The organism is Georgenia ruanii, from assembly GCF_009193175.1.
In the GTDB taxonomy this organism is placed as follows: Bacteria; Actinomycetota; Actinomycetes; order Actinomycetales; family Actinomycetaceae; genus Georgenia; species Georgenia ruanii.
Window position 1 is genome coordinate 84540 of record NZ_VUKE01000015.1, and the last position, 20909, is coordinate 105448.

General features: G+C 73.1%; 20 protein-coding genes. 5 read left to right on the plus strand and 15 right to left on the minus strand.

Annotation, left to right across the window (positions count from 1 at the left end):
• Positions 1-6 precede the first annotated feature (6 nt).
• The 3 genes from GD880_RS14755 to ctaD all read right to left on the minus strand — a co-directional run bounded on the left by GD880_RS14755 (position 7) and on the right by ctaD (position 2707).
• The gene (locus GD880_RS14755) at positions 7-435 is read right to left on the minus strand and encodes a carboxymuconolactone decarboxylase family protein (RefSeq protein WP_152232366.1); all 429 of its coding nucleotides are present in this window, start codon (positions 433-435) and stop codon (positions 7-9) included.
• A gap of 46 nt (positions 436-481) precedes the next feature.
• A complete protein-coding gene (locus tag GD880_RS14760) occupies positions 482-844 on the minus strand; it encodes a DUF488 domain-containing protein (protein WP_152232367.1) in 363 nt (120 codons plus the stop codon).
• A 72-nt stretch (positions 845-916) separates the two neighbouring features.
• Complete coding sequence (ctaD, locus tag GD880_RS14765; protein WP_152232368.1) at positions 917-2707, minus strand: aa3-type cytochrome oxidase subunit I; 1791 nt, start codon at positions 2705-2707, stop codon at positions 917-919.
• 104 nt (positions 2708-2811) lie between these two features.
• Here ctaD and GD880_RS14770 point away from each other — a divergent pair, with 104 nt between their 5' ends.
• Together GD880_RS14770 and GD880_RS14775 are read left to right on the plus strand one after the other, a co-directional pair.
• Positions 2812-3486 (plus strand): helix-turn-helix transcriptional regulator, encoded by a 675-nt coding sequence (locus GD880_RS14770; RefSeq protein ID WP_152232369.1) that lies wholly within the window; start codon positions 2812-2814, stop codon positions 3484-3486.
• 352 nt (positions 3487-3838) lie between these two features.
• Positions 3839-4153: a DUF4193 domain-containing protein gene (locus GD880_RS14775; RefSeq protein WP_264372290.1), complete on the plus strand. Its 315-nt coding sequence runs from the start codon at positions 3839-3841 to the stop codon at positions 4151-4153.
• Between the two features lie 187 nt (positions 4154-4340).
• Here the strand turns inward: GD880_RS14775 and GD880_RS14780 are convergent, their stop codons facing one another.
• The gene (locus tag GD880_RS14780; RefSeq protein ID WP_152232371.1) at positions 4341-5102 is read right to left on the minus strand and encodes an ABC transporter permease; all 762 of its coding nucleotides are present in this window, start codon (positions 5100-5102) and stop codon (positions 4341-4343) included.
• Complete coding sequence (locus GD880_RS14785) at positions 5099-6031, minus strand: ATP-binding cassette domain-containing protein (protein ID WP_152232372.1); 933 nt, start codon at positions 6029-6031, stop codon at positions 5099-5101. Before GD880_RS14785 ends, GD880_RS14780 begins: the two co-directional genes overlap by 4 nt.
• A 61-nt stretch (positions 6032-6092) precedes the next feature.
• Between GD880_RS14785 and GD880_RS14790 the strand changes: the two genes are divergently transcribed.
• A complete protein-coding gene (locus GD880_RS14790; protein WP_152232373.1) occupies positions 6093-6869 on the plus strand; it encodes a TetR/AcrR family transcriptional regulator in 777 nt (258 codons plus the stop codon).
• A 12-nt stretch (positions 6870-6881) separates the two neighbouring features.
• Here the strand turns inward: GD880_RS14790 and GD880_RS14795 are convergent, their stop codons facing one another.
• From GD880_RS14795 to GD880_RS14840, 10 genes are all read right to left on the minus strand, one after another.
• Positions 6882-7199 (minus strand): antibiotic biosynthesis monooxygenase family protein, encoded by a 318-nt coding sequence (locus GD880_RS14795; protein ID WP_152232374.1) that lies wholly within the window; start codon positions 7197-7199, stop codon positions 6882-6884.
• A gap of 263 nt (positions 7200-7462) precedes the next feature.
• The gene (locus GD880_RS14800; RefSeq protein ID WP_152232375.1) at positions 7463-8893 is read right to left on the minus strand and encodes an MFS transporter; all 1431 of its coding nucleotides are present in this window, start codon (positions 8891-8893) and stop codon (positions 7463-7465) included.
• Between the two features lie 192 nt (positions 8894-9085).
• Positions 9086-10753, minus strand: a complete 1668-nt coding sequence (locus tag GD880_RS14805) for a class II aldolase/adducin family protein (protein ID WP_193314541.1) — start codon at positions 10751-10753, stop codon at positions 9086-9088.
• Positions 10746-12251 carry an FGGY-family carbohydrate kinase gene (locus GD880_RS14810; RefSeq protein ID WP_152232377.1) on the minus strand — a complete coding sequence of 502 codons (1506 nt, stop codon included), beginning with the start codon at positions 12249-12251 and terminating at the stop codon, positions 10746-10748. Before GD880_RS14810 ends, GD880_RS14805 begins: the two co-directional genes overlap by 8 nt.
• Complete coding sequence (gene glpD / locus GD880_RS14815; protein ID WP_152232378.1) at positions 12248-13930, minus strand: glycerol-3-phosphate dehydrogenase; 1683 nt, start codon at positions 13928-13930, stop codon at positions 12248-12250. The genes GD880_RS14810 and glpD overlap by 4 nt, the downstream gene beginning before the upstream one ends.
• A 29-nt stretch (positions 13931-13959) precedes the next feature.
• Entirely contained in the window at positions 13960-14859 is a 900-nt protein-coding gene (gene lsrF, locus GD880_RS14820) for a 3-hydroxy-5-phosphonooxypentane-2,4-dione thiolase (RefSeq protein ID WP_152232379.1), read from the minus strand.
• A complete protein-coding gene (locus GD880_RS14825) occupies positions 14852-15925 on the minus strand; it encodes an ABC transporter permease (protein ID WP_152232380.1) in 1074 nt (357 codons plus the stop codon). The genes lsrF and GD880_RS14825 overlap by 8 nt, the downstream gene beginning before the upstream one ends.
• The gene (locus tag GD880_RS14830; protein WP_152232381.1) at positions 15922-16902 is read right to left on the minus strand and encodes an ABC transporter permease; all 981 of its coding nucleotides are present in this window, start codon (positions 16900-16902) and stop codon (positions 15922-15924) included. The genes GD880_RS14825 and GD880_RS14830 overlap by 4 nt, the downstream gene beginning before the upstream one ends.
• Entirely contained in the window at positions 16895-18418 is a 1524-nt protein-coding gene (locus GD880_RS14835) for a sugar ABC transporter ATP-binding protein (RefSeq protein ID WP_152232382.1), read from the minus strand. The genes GD880_RS14830 and GD880_RS14835 overlap by 8 nt, the downstream gene beginning before the upstream one ends.
• Before the next feature lie 40 nt (positions 18419-18458).
• The gene (locus tag GD880_RS14840; RefSeq protein WP_152232383.1) at positions 18459-19547 is read right to left on the minus strand and encodes a substrate-binding domain-containing protein; all 1089 of its coding nucleotides are present in this window, start codon (positions 19545-19547) and stop codon (positions 18459-18461) included.
• A 361-nt stretch (positions 19548-19908) separates the two neighbouring features.
• Here GD880_RS14840 and GD880_RS14845 point away from each other — a divergent pair, with 361 nt between their 5' ends.
• Both GD880_RS14845 and GD880_RS20425 read left to right on the plus strand, forming a co-directional pair.
• Complete coding sequence (locus tag GD880_RS14845) at positions 19909-20661, plus strand: GntR family transcriptional regulator (protein WP_226909695.1); 753 nt, start codon at positions 19909-19911, stop codon at positions 20659-20661.
• A gap of 75 nt (positions 20662-20736) precedes the next feature.
• Positions 20737-20892 (plus strand): hypothetical protein, encoded by a 156-nt coding sequence (locus GD880_RS20425; RefSeq protein WP_193314542.1) that lies wholly within the window; start codon positions 20737-20739, stop codon positions 20890-20892.
• Positions 20893-20909: the final 17 nt, after the last annotated feature.

Sequence of the window (20909 nt, forward strand, 5' to 3'; positions counted from 1 at the left end):
TGAGCATCAGGCGCGCGCACCCCGTACGGCGCCATCCCGCGCGGCATCCGGATGCCAGACTCCGGCCTCGGCCGGCGTCTCACGATGATCTCCGGCTGCCTCAGGGGCATCTTGGCCGATGGCATGCAGCGCCAAGGTCGCGTGGGCGTAGGCGCCGCCGGCACGCATCTCGGCGGCCACCCAGATGGCCTCCATGATCTCCTCCGGGCTCGCTCCCACGCGCTGGGCGAGCTTGGCGTGGCCGTCGATGCAGTACGGGCACTGGGTCACGTGCGCGACCGCGACAGCGATCAGCTGCTTGATCTTCTCCGGCAGCGCGCCGTCGGCGAACACTGCGCGACTGAACTCCTCGAACGCCGCATGAGTGGCTGGCGCAAGCTCTCGGCGGCGAGCGGCCAGCTCCGGCGTGGTGCGGTGGTACATCGTCTCCTCCATGGGGTCTTTCCACTCGATCCGGGCTTCGTGGTCAGGAACTGGGGAGTCAGCCCTGAAGCAGGGTGGCGAGGACCTGGGCCTCGCTGATGTCGGGGTGCTTGGTGGCGGTGATCAGCGTCAGGGCTCCGTGTCGGGCCAGGTCGCGGAGGTGCTCGAGGGCCGCGGCGCGCTCGGGCTCCTCGAGCTCGCCGCGGTAACGGCGCGCGAACTCCTCGAAACGCGCCGGATCGTGGTCGTACCACTGACGTAGCTCCGTCGACGGTGCGACCGTCTTGCACCACTCGTCCAGAGCGGCCCTGTCCTTGCTCACACCTCGGGGCCACATGCGGTCGACCAGCACGCGGACGCCGTCGCCTCTCGTCGGCTCCTCGTACGCGCGACGGATCTTCACCTCATGCCTGGGCACCATGACCGCCCCTTCTTCCCGGTCACCTCGGAGCGACGGACACCGCAGTGGCTCCACGGCCGTCGGCACGCGCTGCTAGCTGCCATCAGGGCCATCGACGGGGTCTCGCGGCGCGGCGGATGTGCGCTCGCCAAGCACCTGAGCGCGGCCTTCGCCGCCTGCACCGGCGTAGATGGACCCGAGGGGGCCGGGGTTGCGCTCCGAACGGTCCAGGGCCGCCACCTCGGGGTGGTGCAGGTCGAAGGCGGGGCGCTCGGAGCGAATGCGCGGCAGCACGGTGAAGTTGTGGCGCGGGACCGGGCAGGCGGTGGCCCACTCCAGGGAGCTGCCAAACCCCCAGGGGTCGTCGACGAACACGGTGCGGGGGCCGCGCTGGGTCGTGTAGACGTTGTAGAGGAACGGCAGCGTGGACAGTGCCAGGATCGCCGCACCCACCGTGGAGATCTGGTGGTAGAGCTGGACGCCGTCCTCGGGCAGGTAGTCGGCGTACCGCCGCGGCATGCCCTGCACGCCCAGCCAGTGCTGGACCAGGAAGGTCGTCTGGAAGCCGATGAACAGCAGCCAGAAGTTGACCCTGCCCAGGCGTTCGTCGAGCATCCGTCCGGTCCATTTCGGCCACCAGAAGTAGAAGCCGGAGTACATCGCGAAGACCACGGTGCCGAACACGACGTAGTGGAAGTGCGCGACGACGAAGTAGGTGTCGTGCACCTGGAAGTCCATCGGTGGGCTGGCGATGATCACCCCGGTCAGGCCGCCGAAGAGGAACGTCACCAGGAAGCCGAGCGAGAACAGCATGGGCGTCTCGAAGGTGAGCCTGCCGCGCCACAGCGTGCCGACCCAGTTGAAGAACTTGATCCCGGTGGGCACCGCGATGAGCATGCTCATGAACGAGAAGAAGCTCAGCATGACGCCGCCGGTGGCGAACATGTGGTGCGCCCACACGGTCATCGACAGCGAGGCGATCGCGATGGTGGCGAAGACCAGGCCCTTGTAGCCGAAGACCGGTTTGCGGGAGAAGACCGGCAGCACCTCCGTGACGATGCCGAAGAACGGCAGCGCGATGATGTAGACCTCCGGGTGGCCGAAGAACCAGAACAGGTGCTGCCACAGCAGCGCCCCGCCCGCGTCGGGGTTGTAGACCTGGCCGCCCGCGATGCGGTCGATGGCGAGCCCGAACAGGGCCGCGGCCAGCACCGGGAAGGCCATGAGCACCAAGAGGGACGTGATCAAGGCGTTCCAGGTGAAGATCGGCATCCGGAACATGGTCATGCCCGGTGCGCGCATGGTGATGATCGTGGCCACGAAGTTCACCGCACCGAAGATCGTCGCGAAGCCGGTCATCGCCAGGCCGAGGACCCAGAGGTCGCCACCCAGGCCCGGGGAGTAGACGGCGTTGGACAGCGGGTTGTAGGCCGTCCAGCCGAAACTCGCCGCACCCTCGGGGGTCAGGACGCCGGCCACGACGATCAGGCCACCGAAGAGATAGAGCCAGTACGAGAGCATGTTCAGCCGCGGGAAGGCCACGTCCGGGGCGCCGATCTGCAGCGGCACCATGATGTTGGCGATCCCCGTGAACAGCGGCGTCGCGAACAGCAGCATCATGATCGTGCCGTGCATCGTGAACAGCTGGTTGTACTGCTCGTGGGACTGCACGACCTGCAGCCCGGGCTCGAACAGCTCGACCCGGATGAGCAGCGCCAGCACGCCACCGATCATGAAGAACACGAACGAGGTGATCAGGTACAGGTAGCCGATCACCTTGTGATCGGTGGACGTGATCCAGGAGACCAGCGTCTTGCCCCACCCCTGCTTGCGCGGCAGGAGCCCCGGCACGAGGTGAGCGCGAAGCTCAGCGGTGGTAGCCATCATCATCGGCCCCCTCAGGGCTGCTGGCCGGAGCGCGTGAAGCGCACGTGATGGGCCTTGGCACCGACAGGGCTCTGGCCTGTCGTGGATGAGACGATGGACGAGTGAGAGCTACCGGGGAGGTGGACCCAGACCTCACCGGCGCGGTCTCGAGCCGTGTCCGCGTCCTGCGCGCGCTGCGTGACTCGCCGGAAGGTCTCGGCGTGCACGAGCTGGCCACTCGGCTCGGCCTGCACCCGAACACGGTCCGGTTCCACCTCGGCCGGCTCGAGCAGGACGGCCTGGTCCAGCGCCAGGTCGCGCACCCGAGCGTTCCCGGGCGCCCGCCGCTGCACTTCACCGCAACCCCGCACCCCAACGCGCTCGGTACCCGACGTGACTTCCGGGCCCTGGCACAGGTGCTGGCCGATGTCCTCGCCGATCGGGTACATGGGTCGCCCGAGCTGACCGAGCAGGCCGGGCATGCCTGGGCACAGCGCCTGATGCAGGCCTGGACCGGCCCGGCCCCTGACGCGGCGGAGTCGATCACCATGCTGGCGGAGGCACTCGCCAGCATCGGCTTCGACCCCCAGATCACCTCGGACCGCCACCAGCTGTCCCTGGTGCAGCGGCACTGCCCCTTCCTGGAGGTGGCCCAGGAGCACCGCGACGTCGTCTGCTCGCTCCAGCTCGGACTGATCCGCGGGGTGCTCGAACGTCTCGGGGCACCCGTGGAGGTCACCCGGCTGGTGCCCTTCGCCACCCCGCAGGGATGCCTGGTGCAGTTCACGGCGACGTGAGCGCGGCGGACCGACCCACGTCAGGCGATCCGCCAGGCGCTCGTCCCCGCAGACCCGGTTCTGGACGCCCGTGCCCGGGGCACGCATCCCGCAGGTCATGTCCGCCTCCCACCGTCGGCCCTTGCATCCTCCGACTTCCCGAGAGTTAATACAAGGACAGTTCGTGAAAAAGGGGAGCGATGCCCTGAGCATCGGTGGCGAGACCCGACGCGCCACCGTGGGCACGTAGCTACCCCTGGGGGATGGCGCCATGAACGTGAGATCCACGGACGCGACCAAGCCGGCGCGCAGGAACGACGGCCAGACCAAGCCGGTGCCCCACGGCACCCCCCGGCCTCGAAGGCGGCGCCCGGTGAGTCAGGCCGGTGCGGAGATCGACTACGACGCGCCCCGCAAGAGCGAGGACGACGGCGATGTGGACTCCCTCGAGGAGCTGCAGGCCCGAGGCCCGGTGGAGAAGTGGGCAACGGTCGACGAAGAGGACGTCACGGCCGCGGACGAGTTCGAGCTACCCGGAGCGGACCTGTCGGGCGAAGAGCTCGCCGTCGTCGTGGTGCCCCGACAGGCCGATGAGTTCGTCTGCACGCACTGCTTCCTGGTCCATCACCGCAGCCAGCTAGCCAGCGACACCGCCGGGCAGCTGGTGTGCATGGAATGTGCCGCGTAAGAGCAGGCATCGCGACGGCAAGGACCTCGAGGCCCGCATCGGCCAGGGACTTCGAGGCCCGCGTCGGCACAGCGCCGACATCGCTCGTCCACCGGCCGGTGGTGCTCGTCCACCGGCCGGTGGTCCACACCCCCGCCGCGGGACCGGCGGCGGGGGCGCGACAGCTTCGGCGCGGGGCCCCGCGCGCTCAGCGCCCCTTGCGCCGGAACAGCGCGGCGGCCCCCGCGACGCCGAGCAGCGTCAGGCCCAGGCCCCACAGCACCGCGGCCCACGGCTCGCCGCCGGGGGTGCCGACCATGAGCTCGCGCAGGGTGTTGGTCACCGGCGTGACCGGCTGGTGCCCGGCGAAGCCCTGGAGCCAGCCGGGCAGGGTCTCGGTGGGGACGAAGGCGCTGGAGATGTAGGGCAGGAACAGCACGAGGAACGTGAAGCCGCTGGCGGCCTCCGGCGTGCCGGCCAGCAGCCCCATGAGCGCCGAGACCCACGAGATGGCCAGCACGTAGAGGCCGAGCACGCCGGCCGCGGCCAGCCACTCCCCCGCCGTGGCCGTCGGCCCGAACCCGAGCAGCAGCGCCACGCCCACCACGAGCAGGGTCGCGACGGCGTTGCGCGCCAGGCTGGCGACGACGTGGCCGTTGACCACCGCGAAGGCGCTGATCGGCATGGTGCGGAAGCGGTCGATGATGCCGCGGGACATGTCGCCGGCGACGGCGACGGCGGTCTGGGCGGCGCCGTAGCCGGCGCACAGCAGGATGGCCCCGGGCACGATGTAGTCGACGTACTCGCCGCCGGTGTCCAGGGCGCCGCCGAAGACCCACACGAACGTGCACATGAGCATGATCGGCAGCAGCACGGAGACGAGGATCGACTCGACGTCGCGGGCGCTGGCCCGCACGCTGCGCCCGATCAGGGTGGCGTTGTCCTGCAGGGCGTGGGTGATGGCGCTCATTTCTGCTCCTCGGTGGTGGCGGCGTGGCCGGTGAGCTGGAGGAAGACGTCGTCGAGGGTGGGCTCGCGGAGCTGCCAGCGCTCGACGTCGAGGCCGCGGCGCTCGACGTCGGCGAGCACCTCGCGCACGTGGGCGACGGTGCCGTCGGTGGGCACCCGGACCTCGGAGGCGTCGGTCAGCACGAGCTCGACGAAGGCCTGGCCCAGCCCGCTCTTGAGCTCGGCCGCGGTGCCCTGGGCGACGATCGCGCCGCCGTCGAGCACGGCGACGGCGTCGGCGAGGCGGTCGGCCTCCTCGAGGTACTGGGTGGTCAGGAGGATGGTCGTGCCGCGGGCGGCGACGTCGCGGATCATCTCCCACAGCCCCTGCCGCGAGCGCGGGTCGAGGCCGGTGGTGGGCTCGTCGAGGAAGAGCACCTCGGGCGCGGCCAGGAGGCTGGCCGCGAGGTCGAGGCGGCGGCGCATGCCGCCGGAGTACTTCCCAGCGGTGCGGTCCGCGGCGTCGGCGAGGTCGAAGCGCTCGAGGGTCTCGTCCACGAGCGGGCGGATCCGGCGGCGCGGCAGGTGCAGCAGGCGCGCGATCATCGTGAGGTTCTCCCGGCCGGTGAGGCGTTCGTCGACGGCGGCGTACTGGCCGGTCATGCTGATGCGCTCGCGCACGGCCCGGGCCGCGGTGACGACGTCGTGGCCGGCGACGCGCGCGGTGCCGGCGATGGGCCGCACGAGGGTGGAGAGCACCTTGATCGTCGTCGTCTTGCCGGCGCCGTTGGGGCCCAGGAGCGCGAAGAGCTGGCCGCGCGGGACGGCCAGGTCGAGACCACGGAGCACCCGGGTGGCGCCGTAGGCCACCTCCAGGCCGCGGATCTCGACGGCGAGGTCGGCGTTCGCGGCGGCCTCGGGCGGCCGCGAACCGGTTTCTGTGTATGTCATAGACGGTAGTGTGTACGCCATACACGTTTTTGTCTACCCCATAAACAGATAGGCTGGGGGAGTGACGAGATCACCGGGATCGACGGCGGACGGGGGCGGGATGACGCTCCCGCCGGGCACGGCGGAGCTGTGGCAGCCGGTGGGACGACCCCGGCGGGGCCCGCGCCCGGGGCTCAGCGTCGAGGCGATCACGCGGGCCGCGATCGAGATCGCCGACGGCGAGGGCCTGGCGGCCGTCTCCATGGCGCGGGTCGCCAAGGCGCTCGGCGTCACCACCATGGCCCTGTACCGGTACGTCGCGTCGAAGGAGGCCCTGCTCGCGCTCATGCTCGACGCCATCGCGCCCCTGCCCGACGAGCCGGAGGACCCGGCAGCGGGGTGGCGCGCCCGGCTCGAGCGGTGGTGCCGCGACCAGCTCGCGCTGTTCGTCGAGCACCCCTGGATGGCCCAGCTCGTCGGCCCTGTCGCGATGGGCCCGAACCGGGTCGCGTGGATCGAGCGGGGCCTGCGCGCCCTGGCGGACGTCGACGTGTCCGAGGGGCTCAAGACGGCGATCGTGGGCCGGATCAGCCTGCACCTGCTCACCGAGGGACAAATGCTCGTCGCCGTCACGGCGGCGGCCACCGGCGCCGACTCCGACCACCCGGCGCTCATGGACTACAACGCCATGCTGCGCGCCGTCACCAACCCGGACGACCACCCCGCGATCACCGCCGCGCTCGACGCCGGCGCCTTCGGCAGCGAAGGCTCCGGCGACCTCGACGAGGCCGGGCTGGGGCTGACGATCCTGCTCGACGGCGTCGAGGCGGTGCTCGGGCGGGCGGCGCGGGGCGGCTGAGCGCGCCGCTGCTCAGATGCTGTGCCCGAGCTCGTCCCCGGCGATGGCGGCCCGGTCCAGCGTGTGCATCTCGAAGCTGTCCACCAGCTCCCGCATCTTGTCGACGCTGACCTGGAAGACCTCCGAGGCCCGCCACGCCTCGATCTCCCCCAGCGAGTCCCACGGACCGGAGCTGATGAACGTGGTGGGGGTGTCCCGGTCCCGGAGCAGGACGGCACTCGTGCCGGGGAAGTCGCGCTGCGTCAGGTGCGCGAGCTCCTGCCAAGCGGTCACGAAGTCGTCCTCGCGGCCGGCCTTCACCCGCCACAGCCCCACGGTGTAGACGGTCATGACGCACCCCTTCCTGGAGCGGTCCCGCGTCGATGAGGGAGCCGAGCCGGCGAGGGCCGCCGCCGTATGCATACACCCACGCCGCGGGACGGGCACGGCAACCTGTGTGGCAACCGGGCCGCGGCGCCGGCCGGTCAGCGTCGCGGGAGGAACTCACCGAGGGCGGCGAGCGCCAGGTCGGGACGCTCCAGGGTGGGCGTGTGGGGTGTTGGTGGGGCGGACGGCGAGGAGGCACCGGGGCGGGCGCCGGCCGCCCCGGTGCGTCAGTGCGCGGCCGCAGTGCTGTGGCCGGCGGCGGCGCCGCGCGGGACCAGCGCCGTGGGGACGAGCAGCGCGAGCAGGATGACGGCGACGGCGAGGAACGCGCTGGGGTACCCGTCGACCAGCCCGGCCCGCGTGGTGAGGTCACCGCCGACGGCCGTGAGGGTGGCCACGCCGAGCGCCGCGCCGATCTCGTGGCCCGTCATCATCAGGCCCGACGCGAGGCCGGACAGCTCCGGGGGCACCTCGCTCATCGCGGCCACCGAGATCGCGACGAACATCGGGCCGATCCCCGTCCCGAGGACGACGAATCCCGGCAGCACGCCGGCGAGGTAGCCCGAGCCGGCGTCGACGGTGCACAGCAGCGCTGCGCCGGCGGTGGCGATCAGCAGGCCGGCCGCGATGAGCATGCGGGGGCCGAGCCGGGGCAGCAGCCTGGAGGCGACGGCGGCGCTGAGGGTGATCACGGCGGCCAGCGGCAGGAACTGCAGCCCGGCGACGATCGCGGAGGAGCCGAGCACCTGCTGCAGGTACAGGGACGTGAGGAAGATGGCGCCGACGACGGCGCCGGTCACGCCGGCCATCACGGCGGACGCCGAGACGAGCGACCGGACACGCCAGATCCGCGGCGGGACGAGCGGCTGGCGGGCGCGTCGCTCGAGCGCGGTGAACACGCCCAGCAGCGCCGCGGCGGCGGCGAACGCGGCGAGGGTCACCGGGGACCAGCCGCGGGTGCTGGTCTGCTCGATGGCGTACACGAGCGCCACCAGCCCCGTGACCGCCGTGGCGGCACCGGGAAGGTCGAGCTGGCCGAGGCGGGCGCCGGCGGCGCCGGCCGGGGCGACGGTGCGCCGGGTCAGCACCCAGGTGACCACACCGATGGGCACGTTGATGAAGAACACCGCACGCCAGTCGAGGGCGCTGGTGAGGGCGCCGCCGAACAGGACCCCGGCGGCGATGCCCATGCTGGCGATCGTGCCCCAGACCCCGAGTGCGGTGGCCCGCTGCCGGCCCGCGTAGCTGGTCATCACGATCGACATCGCGGCCGGGGTCAGCATGGCTGCCCCGGCCCCCTGCACGGCGCGGGCCGCGATGAGCATGAACGCGGACCCGGCGAGCCCGCTGGCCAGCGACGCCACCGTGAACAACCCGAGCCCGACGAGGAACATCCGGCGTCGGTCGAACAGGTCGGCCAGCCGTCCGCCGAGCAGCAGGAACCCGCCGCTGAACAGCACATAGGCGCTCACCGCCCACTGGTAGTCACCGGCGCTGAGCTGCAGCGCGCGCCCGATGCTGGGCAGCGCCACGTTCACCACGCTGACGTCGAGCACGACCATGAACTGCGCGGCCAGCATCAGGCAGAGCACCGTCCAAGGACGCCGCTCCTCCGCCGCAGGCGGGGTGCCCGCCGCGTCGCGCAACTGGGTGGACATCGGACCTCCAGGGATCTCGGGGACGAACGGCCGCTGCGGCCGGTCTCGAGACTCCCGTTTCCCGTCGGTGGCTCGCGCTGGCGAAACCGCCAGGATCTGCACCGACATCCAGGCCGGCGGTGTGCTGGGCAGAACCCGGTGGTTTCACCGGGGCGAGCACCCCGGCGTGGCGATCCGGGCGGCGCCCGCGCTTCAGGCCACCAGCAGCAATGCCGCCCGCAGCGATGCGACGTCGGCGAGCGCGCCGCGCACCTCGCCCCGTGGGCCGACGACACTGCGGCCCTCGGCGTCCGCGCTGACGACGATCTCGACACCGCCGGCCCACCCGTGACGGAGGACCCGGTGCCCGCGCTCCGCCTCGCCGGGCGTGGCACCGACCTGGCACACCAGGTCCACCCCGCCCCAGGCGGCGACGGCCGCGCTGATCGCCTGTGCCTGCGCGCCGCCGCTCACCACCTGCGCGCCCGCGCCCGCGAGCGCGGCGCGCACGGGCTCCGCGTCGTTGTTGCCGGCCACGATGACCACGGCGACCTGGCCCTCCAGCGGCGTGCGCTCCCCGCCGCGCCGCAGCTTCGCCTGCTCCAGCTCCCAGTACTCGATGTCGAAGAGGTCGGCGTCGCCGACGGACCGGTAGCCACCGAGGGCCTCGGCGTCGCGGATGATCCGCATGGTGTGCCGGTAGATGTCGCGCACCGCCTCGAGCTCGCCGGGGGTCCGTCCGACGGTCACCAGGCCCAGCTCGGCGTCGAGGACCACCCGCGGCGCCGGGTCCAGGGCGGTGAGCCCCTCCGGGTAGCCCGGTGCGAAGCGCGAGAACCGGTCCTCGTACTCCCGCACGAAGGCCCCGACGTCCCGCCCGAGCAGCGGCCAGGGCTTGGTCCGGATGACGTGCTCGAGGGTCGCGGTGCCGTTGCGGGTGACGGCGGCCAGGTTGTCCAGCGCCAGGAACGCGTCGACCTCCGGGTCCCGCTCGGCGCGGACCAGCACGGGGAACCCCGCGGCGCGGCCGAGCTCCGCGCGCAGCGCGGCCAGCGCCTCCGTGTGGTCTCCCGCGGGGGCCGCATCGGCCGGGCCGCCGGTGACCGCGCCGCCCGGCGGGACGTGGGTTGCGCCGCCGCCGTGCGGTTCGTGGGCCGTGTCGCCACGCACGGCGCCCGCCGCCTCGCCCCGCGCCCGGGCGATGCGCTCCTCGGCGGCGTTGATGAGGCCGATGTGCCGCTGGTAGGCCTCCTTGGCCTCGTCGGCGAAGGTGAACAGCCCGTGGTTGCGCAGCACCACCGCGGACGGCGGCACCCCGCCCCGGGCGGCCAGCTCGTGCGCGATCCGGCGGGCCAGGTCGAAGCCGGGCCGGCAGTACGGCAGCACGAGGGCGTCGGGGCCGAACATCTTCCGCAGCTCGGCGTCGGGCAGCGCGGTGTCGGTGAGCGTCACCACGGCGTCGGCGTGGCTGTGCAGGACGAACCGGAACGGCAGCAGGGCGTGCAGCAGCGCCTCGATCGACGCCGTGGGCGCCGCCGCGTCGATGCTGGCGCACCGCAGCTCGTTGACCATCGTGGTGTCGTCCAACGCGGGCAGCGCGGCGAGCTCGCGCAGCCGGTCCAGCCGCAGCGGGGCGAACCCGGCCCGGGTGATCCGCCCGAGGTCGTGGCCGGAGGCCTTGACGTGCACGAGCCCGACCGGCTCGCCGGTGACGTCCCGGGCGAGGGTCTTGACGGAGGTGTTGCCCCCGCCGTGGAGGACGACGGCGGGATCGGAGCCGAGCAGGCGGGAGACGTACACGCACTGGTCGAGGGCGTCGCCCGTCACCACCGCGGCGTCGTCCCACCGGTCGCGCACCTTGACGGCAGTCAGCTCAGGCACTGCGGGCCTCCTGGTGCAGCGTCGCCCACGCGGGCCGCAGGGAGTCGAGCAGCGCGTCGAAGACGAGGGCCTGGCGGGCATACAGCGCCTGGTTGACGCCCGGGTGCACCACGAGGCCCGGGTCCTGCTCCAGCCGCCAGGGGTTCGCCGTCGGGTCCACGGCCGCACGCCCGAGCGAGGCCGCGCCGCGCGCGCCCAGCTCGGTGCCCAGCTGGCGCCGGACCGGATGACCGAGGACGTCGGCGAAGATCTGCGCCCAGACGGGGTTGCGCGCCCCGCCGCCGGCGAGCGTCCAGGGCTCCGCGCTCATCGCGGTCCCGCTGGTGCGCAGCGCCTCGACCTGCACGCGGTGGTACTGGGCGACCCCCTCCGCGACCGCTCGGGCGACGTGGGCGTGGCCGTGCCGGGCACTGGCCCCCACGAGGGTGCCCGAGGCGCCCTGGATCGCCGGGGCGCCGTGGACGAAGGGCAGGAAGTACAGCCCCTCGCTGCCGGGCGGGGCGTCGGCCGCGGCCTCGAGCAGCTCGCGCGGCTCGGCGGCGGCGACCGCCGGGCGGGTCACCGCCGCGGAGAGCCACTCCAGGCTGGCCGAGGAGGTCGGGGCGACCTCCATCGCGAGCATCGTGCCGGGCTCGGGCAGCAGGGCGTTGAGGGTCACCCGGGGCGGCACCGCCGTCGAGGGGACGACGACCGCGTTGATCGCCCAGGTGCCCACGATGACCGTGACGTCACCGGGCGCCGAGGCGGCCGCGCCGAGGGGGCTGGCCACGCAGTCCATGCAGCCCGCCGCGACCGGCAGCCCGGCCGGGAGCCCGGTGGCCGCCGCGGCCTCGGGCGTCACCGTGCCGGCGACCGCGTCGGAGGCGCGCACCGGCGGGAAGAGCCTCGTCAGGTCCCCGGGCAGGCCCACCGCCTCGAGGGCCTCGGGCGCGTAGGCGCGGGAGGACAGGCGCAGCAGCCCCATCGCCGACGCGTCGGAGTAGTCGGCGCTCGGCTCGCCGATCAGCCGGGTGGTCAGCCAGTCCTTGCAGGACAGCGCCCACCGGACCCGCGCGAGCGAGTCCGGCTCGTGGTCGTGGAGCCAGCGCAGGAGCACGGCGGGCTGCGCGGCCCACGGCATGGAGCCGGTCAGGTCGCGCAGCGCCTCGCCCGGGCCGACGAGCGCCTCGGCCGCGAGGTCCTGCGCCCGCGAGTCCGTCGACGCGATCGCGGGCCGCACGGGGCGCAGGTGCTCGTCGACGGGGTACAGGCCGTTGCCGTGGCCGGTGACGGCGAGGCTGACCGGGGTGTGCCCCGTCGCCGCCAGGTGGGCCGTGAGGTCGCGCAGCACGCCAGCCACCACGTCCCACAGGTCGTCCATGTCGACCTCTTGCCGGTCGGCCGACACGGCGATGCGCGGGTTGGACGCGCGTACCGTCCACAGCTCCCGGCCGTCGTCGTCGAAGGCGGCGGCCTTGGCGGCGGTCAGGCCGACGTCCACACCGATGTGGCAGATCATCGAGCAACTCCTGCGTCGGTCGTGAGGTCCTCGTAGTGTCCCGGGGCCGCGGCGCGGGGACGGAAGCGTCTCGTGGCCCGGACGTAGTCCCGCAGCTCCTCGGCGACGCGCGCCTCGCTCCAGCCCAGGTGGGCCCGGGCCACCTCGGCGGCCGCCGGCGCCGCGGCGAGGCCGACGTCGGCGTTGAGCCCCACGAGGATGCGGCGGAGCAGGACGTCCTCGAGCGTGCGCGCGCCTTCCTGCTCGACGGCGAAGACCACCTCGGCCGCCACGGCGCCACTCTCGCGGTCGATGACCGCGCCGAGCTCGGGGGTGGCGACGATCAGCCGCTCGACGAGCGCGGCGCGGGTGCCGTAGACGGAGACCAGCCGGCGGGCCGTGGCGCTGTCCAGGGGCGAGCGGGCGAGGAACACCCGGGCGAAGGACGCGCCGGCGGAACGGCCCGTCCGGGCGGCCCCGGGCAGCGGGGCGGACGCCGTCGGGGAGGCCGTCGCGCCGCGGCCCAGGAAGGCCACGACCTTGTCCACGGCCTGCTCCCCGAGGGCACGGTGGGTGGTGAGCTTGCCGCCGATGACGGAGAACAGGCCCCGGTAGGCGCCGTCGTGGCCGACGATCTGGTGGTCGCGGGTGACCTTGGAGGGGTCCTCCAGGTCGCCGACGTAGGGCAGGGGGCGCACGCCCGAGTAGCTCCACAGCACGTCGCCGGGGCGGAGCCCGGCGCCGGGGATGAGGGCGTTCGCCTCGCCGATGAGGTAGGCGACCTCCTCGTCGGAGGCGACGATCTCCTCGATGCTGCCGTCGTAGGGCAGGTCGGTGGTGCCGATCATGTACCGCCCCTCCCAGGGCAGCACGAACATCGGCCGCTTGTCCGCCCGGGCCTCGAAGAAGACGCACGTGGACGGCGCGCCGGGGAACGGGTCCACCACGACGTGCGAGCCCTTGGTGGGCCCGACGTACCGCTTGCCGACGTCGGTGCCGCGCAGCACGGCGTCCACCCACGGGCCGGCCGCGTTGACCACCACGTCGGCCCGGGCGGTGCGGACGGCGCCGGTCTCGGCGTCGCGGATGGTGACGCCGGAGACGCCGCCGCCGTCGACGGTGAGTTCGACGACCTCGCTGTGGGTGAGCACGTGGGCGCCGTGGTCGGAGGCGGAGACCGCCAGCTCCACGCAGAGCCGCTCCGTCCACGGCACGTTCGCGTCGGCGAAGAGCACGCCCCAGGCGATGCCGCGCCGGTTGAGCCCGGGCCACCGGCGCGCGATGGCCCGGCGGCCGACCGGGCGGTTGAGCGCCAGCGGCTTGCCCACGGACAGGAGGTCGTGGAGCAGCACGCCGCAGGCGATCAGCCAGCCCGGCCGGCTGTTGCCGCGGTAGAAGGGGATGAGCATGGGGTACTCGTGCACGAGGTGCGGCGCCTGCTGGAGGAGCACCTTGCGCTCCCGGATCGACTCCATGACGAGGCGGAAGTCCAGCCGCTCGAGGTACTTCAACCCGCCGTGGATCAGCCGGGTGGAGATGCTCGAGGTCCGGGCGCCGAGGTCGTCGCGCTCGACGAGCAGGACGCTCAGCCCCCGCATCGCCGCCTCGCGGGCGATCGCCAGCCCGTTGATGCCGGCCCCGACGACCGCGAGGTCGTAGTGGTCGGACAGCTGCTCGCGCCGGGTGTCCAGCCTCGCCATGGGTCCATCTCTCCTTCTGTTGCGGGGTGCTACGCGAGCACGGGGGCGGTGTGGGCGAGGTCCTCGTAGAGCGCGAAGGCCTCCGCCGGGGCCAGGTCGTCGTGGACGACGGCGCGGACGGCGGCGAGCATCGCCGCCGGGTGGGCGGACTGGAAGATGTTGCGGCCCATGTCCACGCCGGCGGCGCCGCCCTGGATGGCCCGGTGGGCCAGCTCGAGGGCGTCGCGCTCGGGGATCTTCTTGCCGCCGGCGATGATGATCGGCACGGGGCAGGCGGCGGTGACCGTCTCGAAGCCCTCCTCGACGTAGTACGTCTTGACGAAGTGGGCGCCGAGCTCGGCGGGGATGCGGGTGGCGAGACGGAAGTAGCGGGCGTCGCGCACCAGCTCGCGGCCCACCGCCGTCACGGCGAGGACCGGGATCCCGGCGGCCTGGCCGGCGTCGACGAGGGTGGTCAGGTTGCGCACCGACTTCGTCTCGTGCTCCCCGCCGACGAACACCTGGACCGCCATCGCGGCGGCGTCGAGCCGGACCGCGTCGTCGATCCCCAGGGCGACCTCTTCGTCGGAGAGGTCCTTGAGGATGGAGGGGCCGCCGCTGGCGCGCAGCACCACCCCGGCGCGGGAGTCGGCGGGGATGGTGGAGCGCAGCGCGCCGCGGGTGAGCATGATCGCGTCGGCCTGCGGCACGAGCGGGACGATGTTGAGGTCCAGGCGCTCGAGCCCGGAGGTCGGGCCCTGGAAGTAGCCGTGGTCGAAGGCGAGCATGACGGTGCGCCCGTCGGCGGGCTGGAAGATGCGCGCCATGCGGGAGCGGATCCCCCAGTCGTGGCCCGCCAGGCCCTTGGTGCCCGGCAGGGCCGGCGCCGCGGTGGCAGGGGCGGCGCCGCCGAAGTTCGTTCCGTAGCGCAGGTCGTCGAGGTCAGCCACGAGGCTCTCCTTCTGTCGGGGTGGTCTCCGGGCGCGGGGCCGCGCCGGAGGGGGTCTGGGTCGTGGGGGCGCTCGCCGCGGGCGCGCTGCGCCGCCGCCGCAGCAGCGGCCCGGCGGAGATGACGACGACGAGGACGACGAGGACGCCCTTGAGGATGTTCTGGGCCCCGACGCTCCAGCCGACGAGGTTCAGCAGCCCCGAGAGCAGGCTGAAGAACAGCGCGCCGCCCCACAGCCCGGCCGGGACGGCCCGGCCGCCGGCGATGAGGGTGCCGCCGATGACGACGACGGCGACGGAGTCGAGCAGGTAGGAGCTGCCGAGGTTCTGCGCGGGCGAGATGAAGGCCGCGAGCAGGGACCCGGCGAGACCGGCTGTCACGCCGCTGAGCACGTACGTGGCGGCCCGGGTGGTGCCCACCGGGATGCCCGCCTTGCCCGCGGCGGTGGCGTTCTGCCCGGTGGCGAGCACCGAGCGGCCGTAGACGGTGCGCCGCAGCGCCCAGGCGACGGCGACGGTGAGCAGGGCGACGGCGACCGCGAGCAGCGGGACGCCCGCGACCCGGTGGTTGACGAACGCCCGGAGGCCGGCGTCGGGGTGGGCGGCCATGCCGTCGGCGAGGACGGCCGTGACCGATGCGGCGATCAGGCTGGTGGCCAGCGTGGCGATGATGGGCGGCACGCGCAGCGCGATGATGCTGAGGCTGCTGGCCGCCCCGACGGCCCCGCCCGCCGCGGCGCCGACGAGCAGGCCGAGGACCGCGCTGCCGGTCGCGGCGGCGGCGATGACCGAGACGTAGGAGGCGAGGCTGACGACCGCGCCGACGGACACGTCGATGTTGCCCGGGCCGAGCGTGATGACGAGCATCTGCCCGATGGCGACCAGCACGAGGAACGGGGCGAGGGTGAGGACCTGGGACAGGGCGTTCCACCCCGAGCCGCCGCCGATCGCGACGATGGTCAACCACACGGCGACGGCGCCGAGCACGGACCAGATCCACGGCGGGGCGGTGCGCGGTTGCGCGGGGGCGGCGAGGGAGCGGCGGGTGGGCGAGGTGGTGGTCGTCATCGGGTCAGCCGTTCCGTGAGGACGCGGCCCGCGAGCACCGCGAGGACGATGAGGCCCTGGGCCGCGGACTGCAGGTTGGAGGACAGGCTCATCAGGCTCAGCAGCACGCCGATCAGGCCCAGGGTCATGCCCCCGAAGGCCGTGCCGACGGGCACCGCCTGCCCGCCCGAGAAGGTGCCGCCGCCGAGGATGACGGCCGCGATGGTGATGAGGGCGTAGTTGTTCGCGGAGTTGATGTCCCCGGTGCGGGTCTGGCCCGCCAGCATCAGCCCCGCGACGATCAGCAGGACGGCGGCGAGGACGTAGGCGCCCACGCGGGTGGCCAGCGTCGAGCGGCCCGAGCGGACGAGGGTCCGCGCGTCGGAGCCCAGGGCGCGCAGCCGGACGCCGAACCGGCTGCCGTGGGCGACCAGGGCGACCACGGCGGTGGCGACGGCGATGATCACGAGCGGCGCCGGCACGCTCTCGGGCCGCCAGGACGCCAGGGCGCCCTGCCAGCGCGCGACCGCTCCGCCCGGGGTCGGCAGGATCATCAGCCCCAGGCCGAGCCAGACGAAGCTCATGCCCAGCGTGGTGATGATCGAGGGGACGTTGCGGAGCTGCACGGCGACCGCCATGAGGACGTAGACGGCCACGATCGCCAGGAGGGCGAGGACGCCGAGCGCCGGGGCGGTCGCCAGCCAGGTGGCGGAGATGACCGTCACCAGCCCGACGAGGGCGCCCACGCCGAGGTCGATGTCCCCCACCGCCATGATGATCATCTGGGCGAGGGCGGCGATGACCAGCGGGACGGCGGACATCAGCATCATCGTCATGCCGTGGACGGTCAGGATGGCCGGCTGCAGGTTGGCGCCGACCGCGACCATCGCGACGAGCGTGACGAGGGCGAGGGTCGGCGGCGCCAGGCGGCGGCGCCGCACGCTCAGGGCGTCGCGCAGCTCGGGCAGCCGCGGCGCGGCGGGCGCGGCGCTAGACATGGACTTCCTCCCCGTCCTCGATCGCCGCGAAGGACTCGGCGACGATGCGTTCCTCGGTGATGTCGGGCCTGCGGAGCTCGGCGACGATCTCGCCGGCCCGGAAGACATAGGCGCGGTCGCAGTGGGCCATCTCGGAGTTCTCGGTCGAGTACCAGACGATCGAGCGGCCGCGCTCCGCCTCGGCGCGCATGAGCGCGTAGATCTCGTTCTTGGTCTGCACGTCGACCCCACGGAAGGGGTCGTCGAGCAGGATCAGCCGGGCGTCGGACGCGAACGCGCGCGCCACCAGCACCTTCTGCTGGTTGCCGCCGGAGAGGCTGAGGATGGGCGCGGTGGCGCCGCCCTTGACGGCGAGGCGCTCGACCCAGGTGGCGACGGCGTCCTGCTCACCGGCGCGCGGGATGACCCCGGCGCGGGCGAGCCGACGCATGGTGCCCACCGCGATGTTCTGCGCGACGGTCCACAGCGGCAGGATCCCGGAGGTCTGCCGGTCCCCGGGCACGAAGGCCTTGCTGCGGGGCACGGACGCGCCGGCTCGGGACAGCGCGCGCAGCCCGGGGCGCCACAGCCGCTCGAGGAGCTCCTGCTGGCCCTGGCCGGCCAGACCGGCCAGACCCACGATCTCCCCCGGCCGGACCTCGAGGGTCGCCCCGCCACGGCGACCGACCGGGAAGCGCACCACCGGCTCGCCTGCGGCGGCCGTGGCGGCCGGGGACGGCGCCCGCCGCTCGGCGGCGGCGTGGACCTCCCCGCCCATGAGGCGGAGCACCGTCGGCTCGTCCACCTCGCGCGCGGGCCGCACCGCGGTGACGCGCCCGTCCTGGAGCACCGCCACCCGGTCGCAGTGCCCGAGCACCTCGCCCATGCGGTGGGAGATGAGCAGCACGGACGCGCCCGCGGCGGTCATGCGGTGCACGTGGGCGTACATGCTCGCCGCGGCGTCCGGGCCCAGGGACTCGGTGGGTTCGTCGAGGATGAGCAGGGACACCTCGTCCGCGAGCGTGGCACGGGCGATCTCGACCATCTGCCGCTTGGGCATCGGCAGCTCGCCCACGCGGGCGTGCACGGAGATGCCGTGGCCGGGGAAGATCTCGTCCAGCGCCCGGGCGATCCGCCGTCCCGCGGTGCGCTGCCACGTCAGGCGCGGCAGCGCACCGCGGTAGGAGAGGTAGGCGTTCTCCGCGACCGTGAGGTCCGGGGCGAGGGAGAGCTCCTGGTAGGCCAGGCGCACCCCGGCGGCCTCGGCGGCCGCCAGGGTGTACCCGCGCGAGCGGTCGGCGCCGGCCACGAGCAGCGAGCCGCCGTCGATGGCCTCCAGCCCGGCGATGGCGCGCACCAGCGTGCTCTTTCCGGCGCCGTTGTGGCCGACCAGCCCGAGGATCTCCCCGCGGGCGAGGGTGAGGTCGACCCCGGCCAGCGCCCGGGTGCGCCCGTAGGACTTCGTCACGCCGCGCGCCTCGATCAGTGGGCGCGCGCCGTGCGCCACGGCCGGGTGCTCGGCCAGGGTGTGCGTCACCGCTTGCTCCTCTCCTCGTCGATGGGTGGGTGCGCCGGGATCAGGCGGCCGGTGTCGGCGGGCGCGGGGCCTCGGTGCCGTTCTGGACGGCCTCGATCTGCTCCTGGATGAGCTCGCTGGTCCAGGGGTAGGCGGCGTAGTCGTCGGGGCCCAGAGTGGCGAGCCAGGCGTCGCGGTCCTCCATCGGGATGTAGACGAGCGGGAGGATCAGCTCCTCGGGGACCTCCTTGCCGTCCAGCAGCTCGAGGGCCACGTAGAGCGCGGCGACGGACTGGCCGGGGTCGGTGATCGTGGCGTAGGAGCCGTTGTCGATGCCCGAGTCCTTCCAGTACTGCAGGTTGGCGCCGCTGGTGTCGAAGACGACGACGGGCACCTCCCGGCCGGCGGACTGGAAGGCCTGGGCGACGCCCATGCCGCTGGCGCAGCCGGGGACGGCGGCGATCTCGGGCATCGAGGCCAGGATCCCGACGAGCTCCTGCTGGGTGGTGCCGGAGTCGCAGAAGCCGTTGACCTCGCTGACGACCTTGACGTCGGGGTACTCGGCGAAGATCTCCTGCTGGGTGGCGTAGAAGAGCTGCTCGGGCTGGGAGCCGACGACGCCGCGGTTGTTGATGATGTTGCCCTTGCCGCCGATGGCCTCCAGGGCGTGGACGGTGGACTCCCGGCCCCAGTCGTCGTAGGAGTTACGCACCACGTGAGCGCAGGGGGCGTCGATCTCGGAGTCGAGGACCACGACGGTGATGTCCGCGGCGCAGGCCTCCTCGATGACCGGGACCAGGGCCGTGGGCGAGGCCGGCACGATGAGCAGGGCGTCGGGGTCCTGCAGGATGAGGCTGCGGATCTGGCTGATCTGCTCGGTGGCGTCGTTGTCGCCGGGGGCGTTGACGGCCTGGTAGCCGCTGATGACGCCGTCGGTCTTGAGCTGCTCGGCGGTCTCCTCGAAGGACCGCACGAGGGTCTGGCGCCAGCTGTTGCCGATGAAGCCGTTGCTCAGCGCGATGAAGGGCGCGTCGGACTCGCCGCTCCCGCCGGTCGCGGTCTCCCCCTCGGCCGAGCTGCAGGCGCTGAGGGCGGCCATCGAGACGACGGCCGTGGCGGCGAGGAGCCGCCGCTTCACGTTCTTCTTCACTGTTCCTCCAGGCGACCGCGGCTGTGCGGTCTGGTCGGGGCAGGGCCGACGCGCGCCGGGCGGCGCGGTCTGGATACGGGTGCAGCTGAGGACGGTCGGCCACGTCCCGGTGGCGCGCCGTTGTGCTCCGGCGGTCCGTGGTGAGGCGTCCTCGGGGTGGTCTCAGGGGCTCCGGTAGGAGTCGTGCAAGACCGGTCGGTACGTACCGACCTGTAATGACAGGTGAACCTAGAGGCCGGGCTCCGGCTCTGTCAACACCGGCCGTCTAGCGAGATCCCCAGCCCGACCCGAGGGCCATCAAGGTGGGAGGTATCATGACAAGCCGTCCAAGGCTCCGATACCCGAACCAAGGGGGACCCGCGTGCCACAGCTCGCCACGCGTGGGAACGCGCTCGACCGCGAGTCCAGCGATCCGTTGTGGATGCAGCTCATGCACTCGCTGCGCGACCGCATCACCAACGGCCAGTACGTCGCAGACCAGGCACTGCCTTCCGAGGCTGAGCTGAGCGAGATCTACGGCGTCTCACGGACCGTCGTCCGCGAGGCGCTCGCCGAGCTCGTCCAGGAGCGCCTGATCTACAAGATCAAGGGCAAGGGCGCGTTCGTCGCCCCCGACCGCGCCGAGGTGCGCTTCGTCGGCTCCGTCACCGGCTCGGCCGCCGACCTGCTGGCCAGCGGCAGGCGTGTCATGACAACCGTCCTCGATCAAGGGGGCGGACCGGCGAGCCCGGAAGAGGCGATGGCGCTCAACCTCGGCCAGGACGAGCCAGTGGTGCGCCTGCGCCGCCTGCGCGTGGTGGACGGCGTCCCCTGGCTCCTCGTCCGGACGGCACTGCCCGAGCAGTACGTGCCCGGCCTGGACCGGGCGAAGCTCGAGAACCGGTCGCTGTACGAGACCCTCCGACGGCGTTACGGCATCGAGGCCGCCGGCGCGGACCGGTGGCTGGAGGCGGTCATCCCCACGGCCGAGGAGGCCAACCTGCTCGAGGTGGAGCCGGGCACTCCGCTCCTGGGGATCGAGTCCGTGGCCTGGGACAAGGACGGCAACCGCTTCGAGTGGTACTACGCGCTGCACCGCAGCGACCAGTCGCGGTTCTACGTGGGCATCCGGTAGGGCAGCCCCGGCAGCCCTCGCCCCCTCCCGACGCCTCCGGTCCTACGGACCAACAGCGCCCGTATAGTCCGGCACATGGATGTCGTCGCCGTGCTCGTCCCCTGGCTCGTCGGACTCTTCGTCGCCTACTGGGTGATTCGCCTCGCCGTGCGGCACGGCATCCTCGACGCCGACCACCGCCGCGCCGCCCACCAGAGGGACGCTGCGACGGGAGAGACGTCCGCCCAGTAGCGGTCGCCGAGCTCGGC

What these genes read in the sequence shown, in the direction of transcription:
- GD880_RS14780 (WP_152232371.1), bottom strand. Translation starts at nt 5,102, where the DNA reads ATGAGCGCCATCACCCACGCCCTGCAGGACAACGCCACCCTGATCGGG.
- GD880_RS14785 (WP_152232372.1), bottom strand. Translation starts at nt 6,031, where the DNA reads ATGACATACACAGAAACCGGTTCGCGGCCGCCCGAGGCCGCCGCGAAC.
- glpD (WP_152232378.1), bottom strand. Translation starts at nt 13,930, where the DNA reads ATGGCGAGGCTGGACACCCGGCGCGAGCAGCTGTCCGACCACTACGAC.
- GD880_RS14830 (WP_152232381.1), bottom strand. Translation starts at nt 16,902, where the DNA reads ATGTCTAGCGCCGCGCCCGCCGCGCCGCGGCTGCCCGAGCTGCGCGAC.
- GD880_RS14810 (WP_152232377.1), bottom strand. Translation starts at nt 12,251, where the DNA reads ATGATCTGCCACATCGGTGTGGACGTCGGCCTGACCGCCGCCAAGGCC.
- GD880_RS14760 (WP_152232367.1), bottom strand. Translation starts at nt 844, where the DNA reads ATGGTGCCCAGGCATGAGGTGAAGATCCGTCGCGCGTACGAGGAGCCG.
- GD880_RS14795 (WP_152232374.1), bottom strand. Translation starts at nt 7,199, where the DNA reads ATGACCGTCTACACCGTGGGGCTGTGGCGGGTGAAGGCCGGCCGCGAG.
- GD880_RS14755 (WP_152232366.1), bottom strand. Translation starts at nt 435, where the DNA reads ATGGAGGAGACGATGTACCACCGCACCACGCCGGAGCTGGCCGCTCGC.
- GD880_RS14825 (WP_152232380.1), bottom strand. Translation starts at nt 15,925, where the DNA reads ATGACGACCACCACCTCGCCCACCCGCCGCTCCCTCGCCGCCCCCGCG.
- GD880_RS14800 (WP_152232375.1), bottom strand. Translation starts at nt 8,893, where the DNA reads ATGTCCACCCAGTTGCGCGACGCGGCGGGCACCCCGCCTGCGGCGGAG.
- ctaD (WP_152232368.1), bottom strand. Translation starts at nt 2,707, where the DNA reads ATGGCTACCACCGCTGAGCTTCGCGCTCACCTCGTGCCGGGGCTCCTG.
- GD880_RS20425 (WP_193314542.1), top strand. Translation starts at nt 20,737, where the DNA reads ATGGATGTCGTCGCCGTGCTCGTCCCCTGGCTCGTCGGACTCTTCGTC.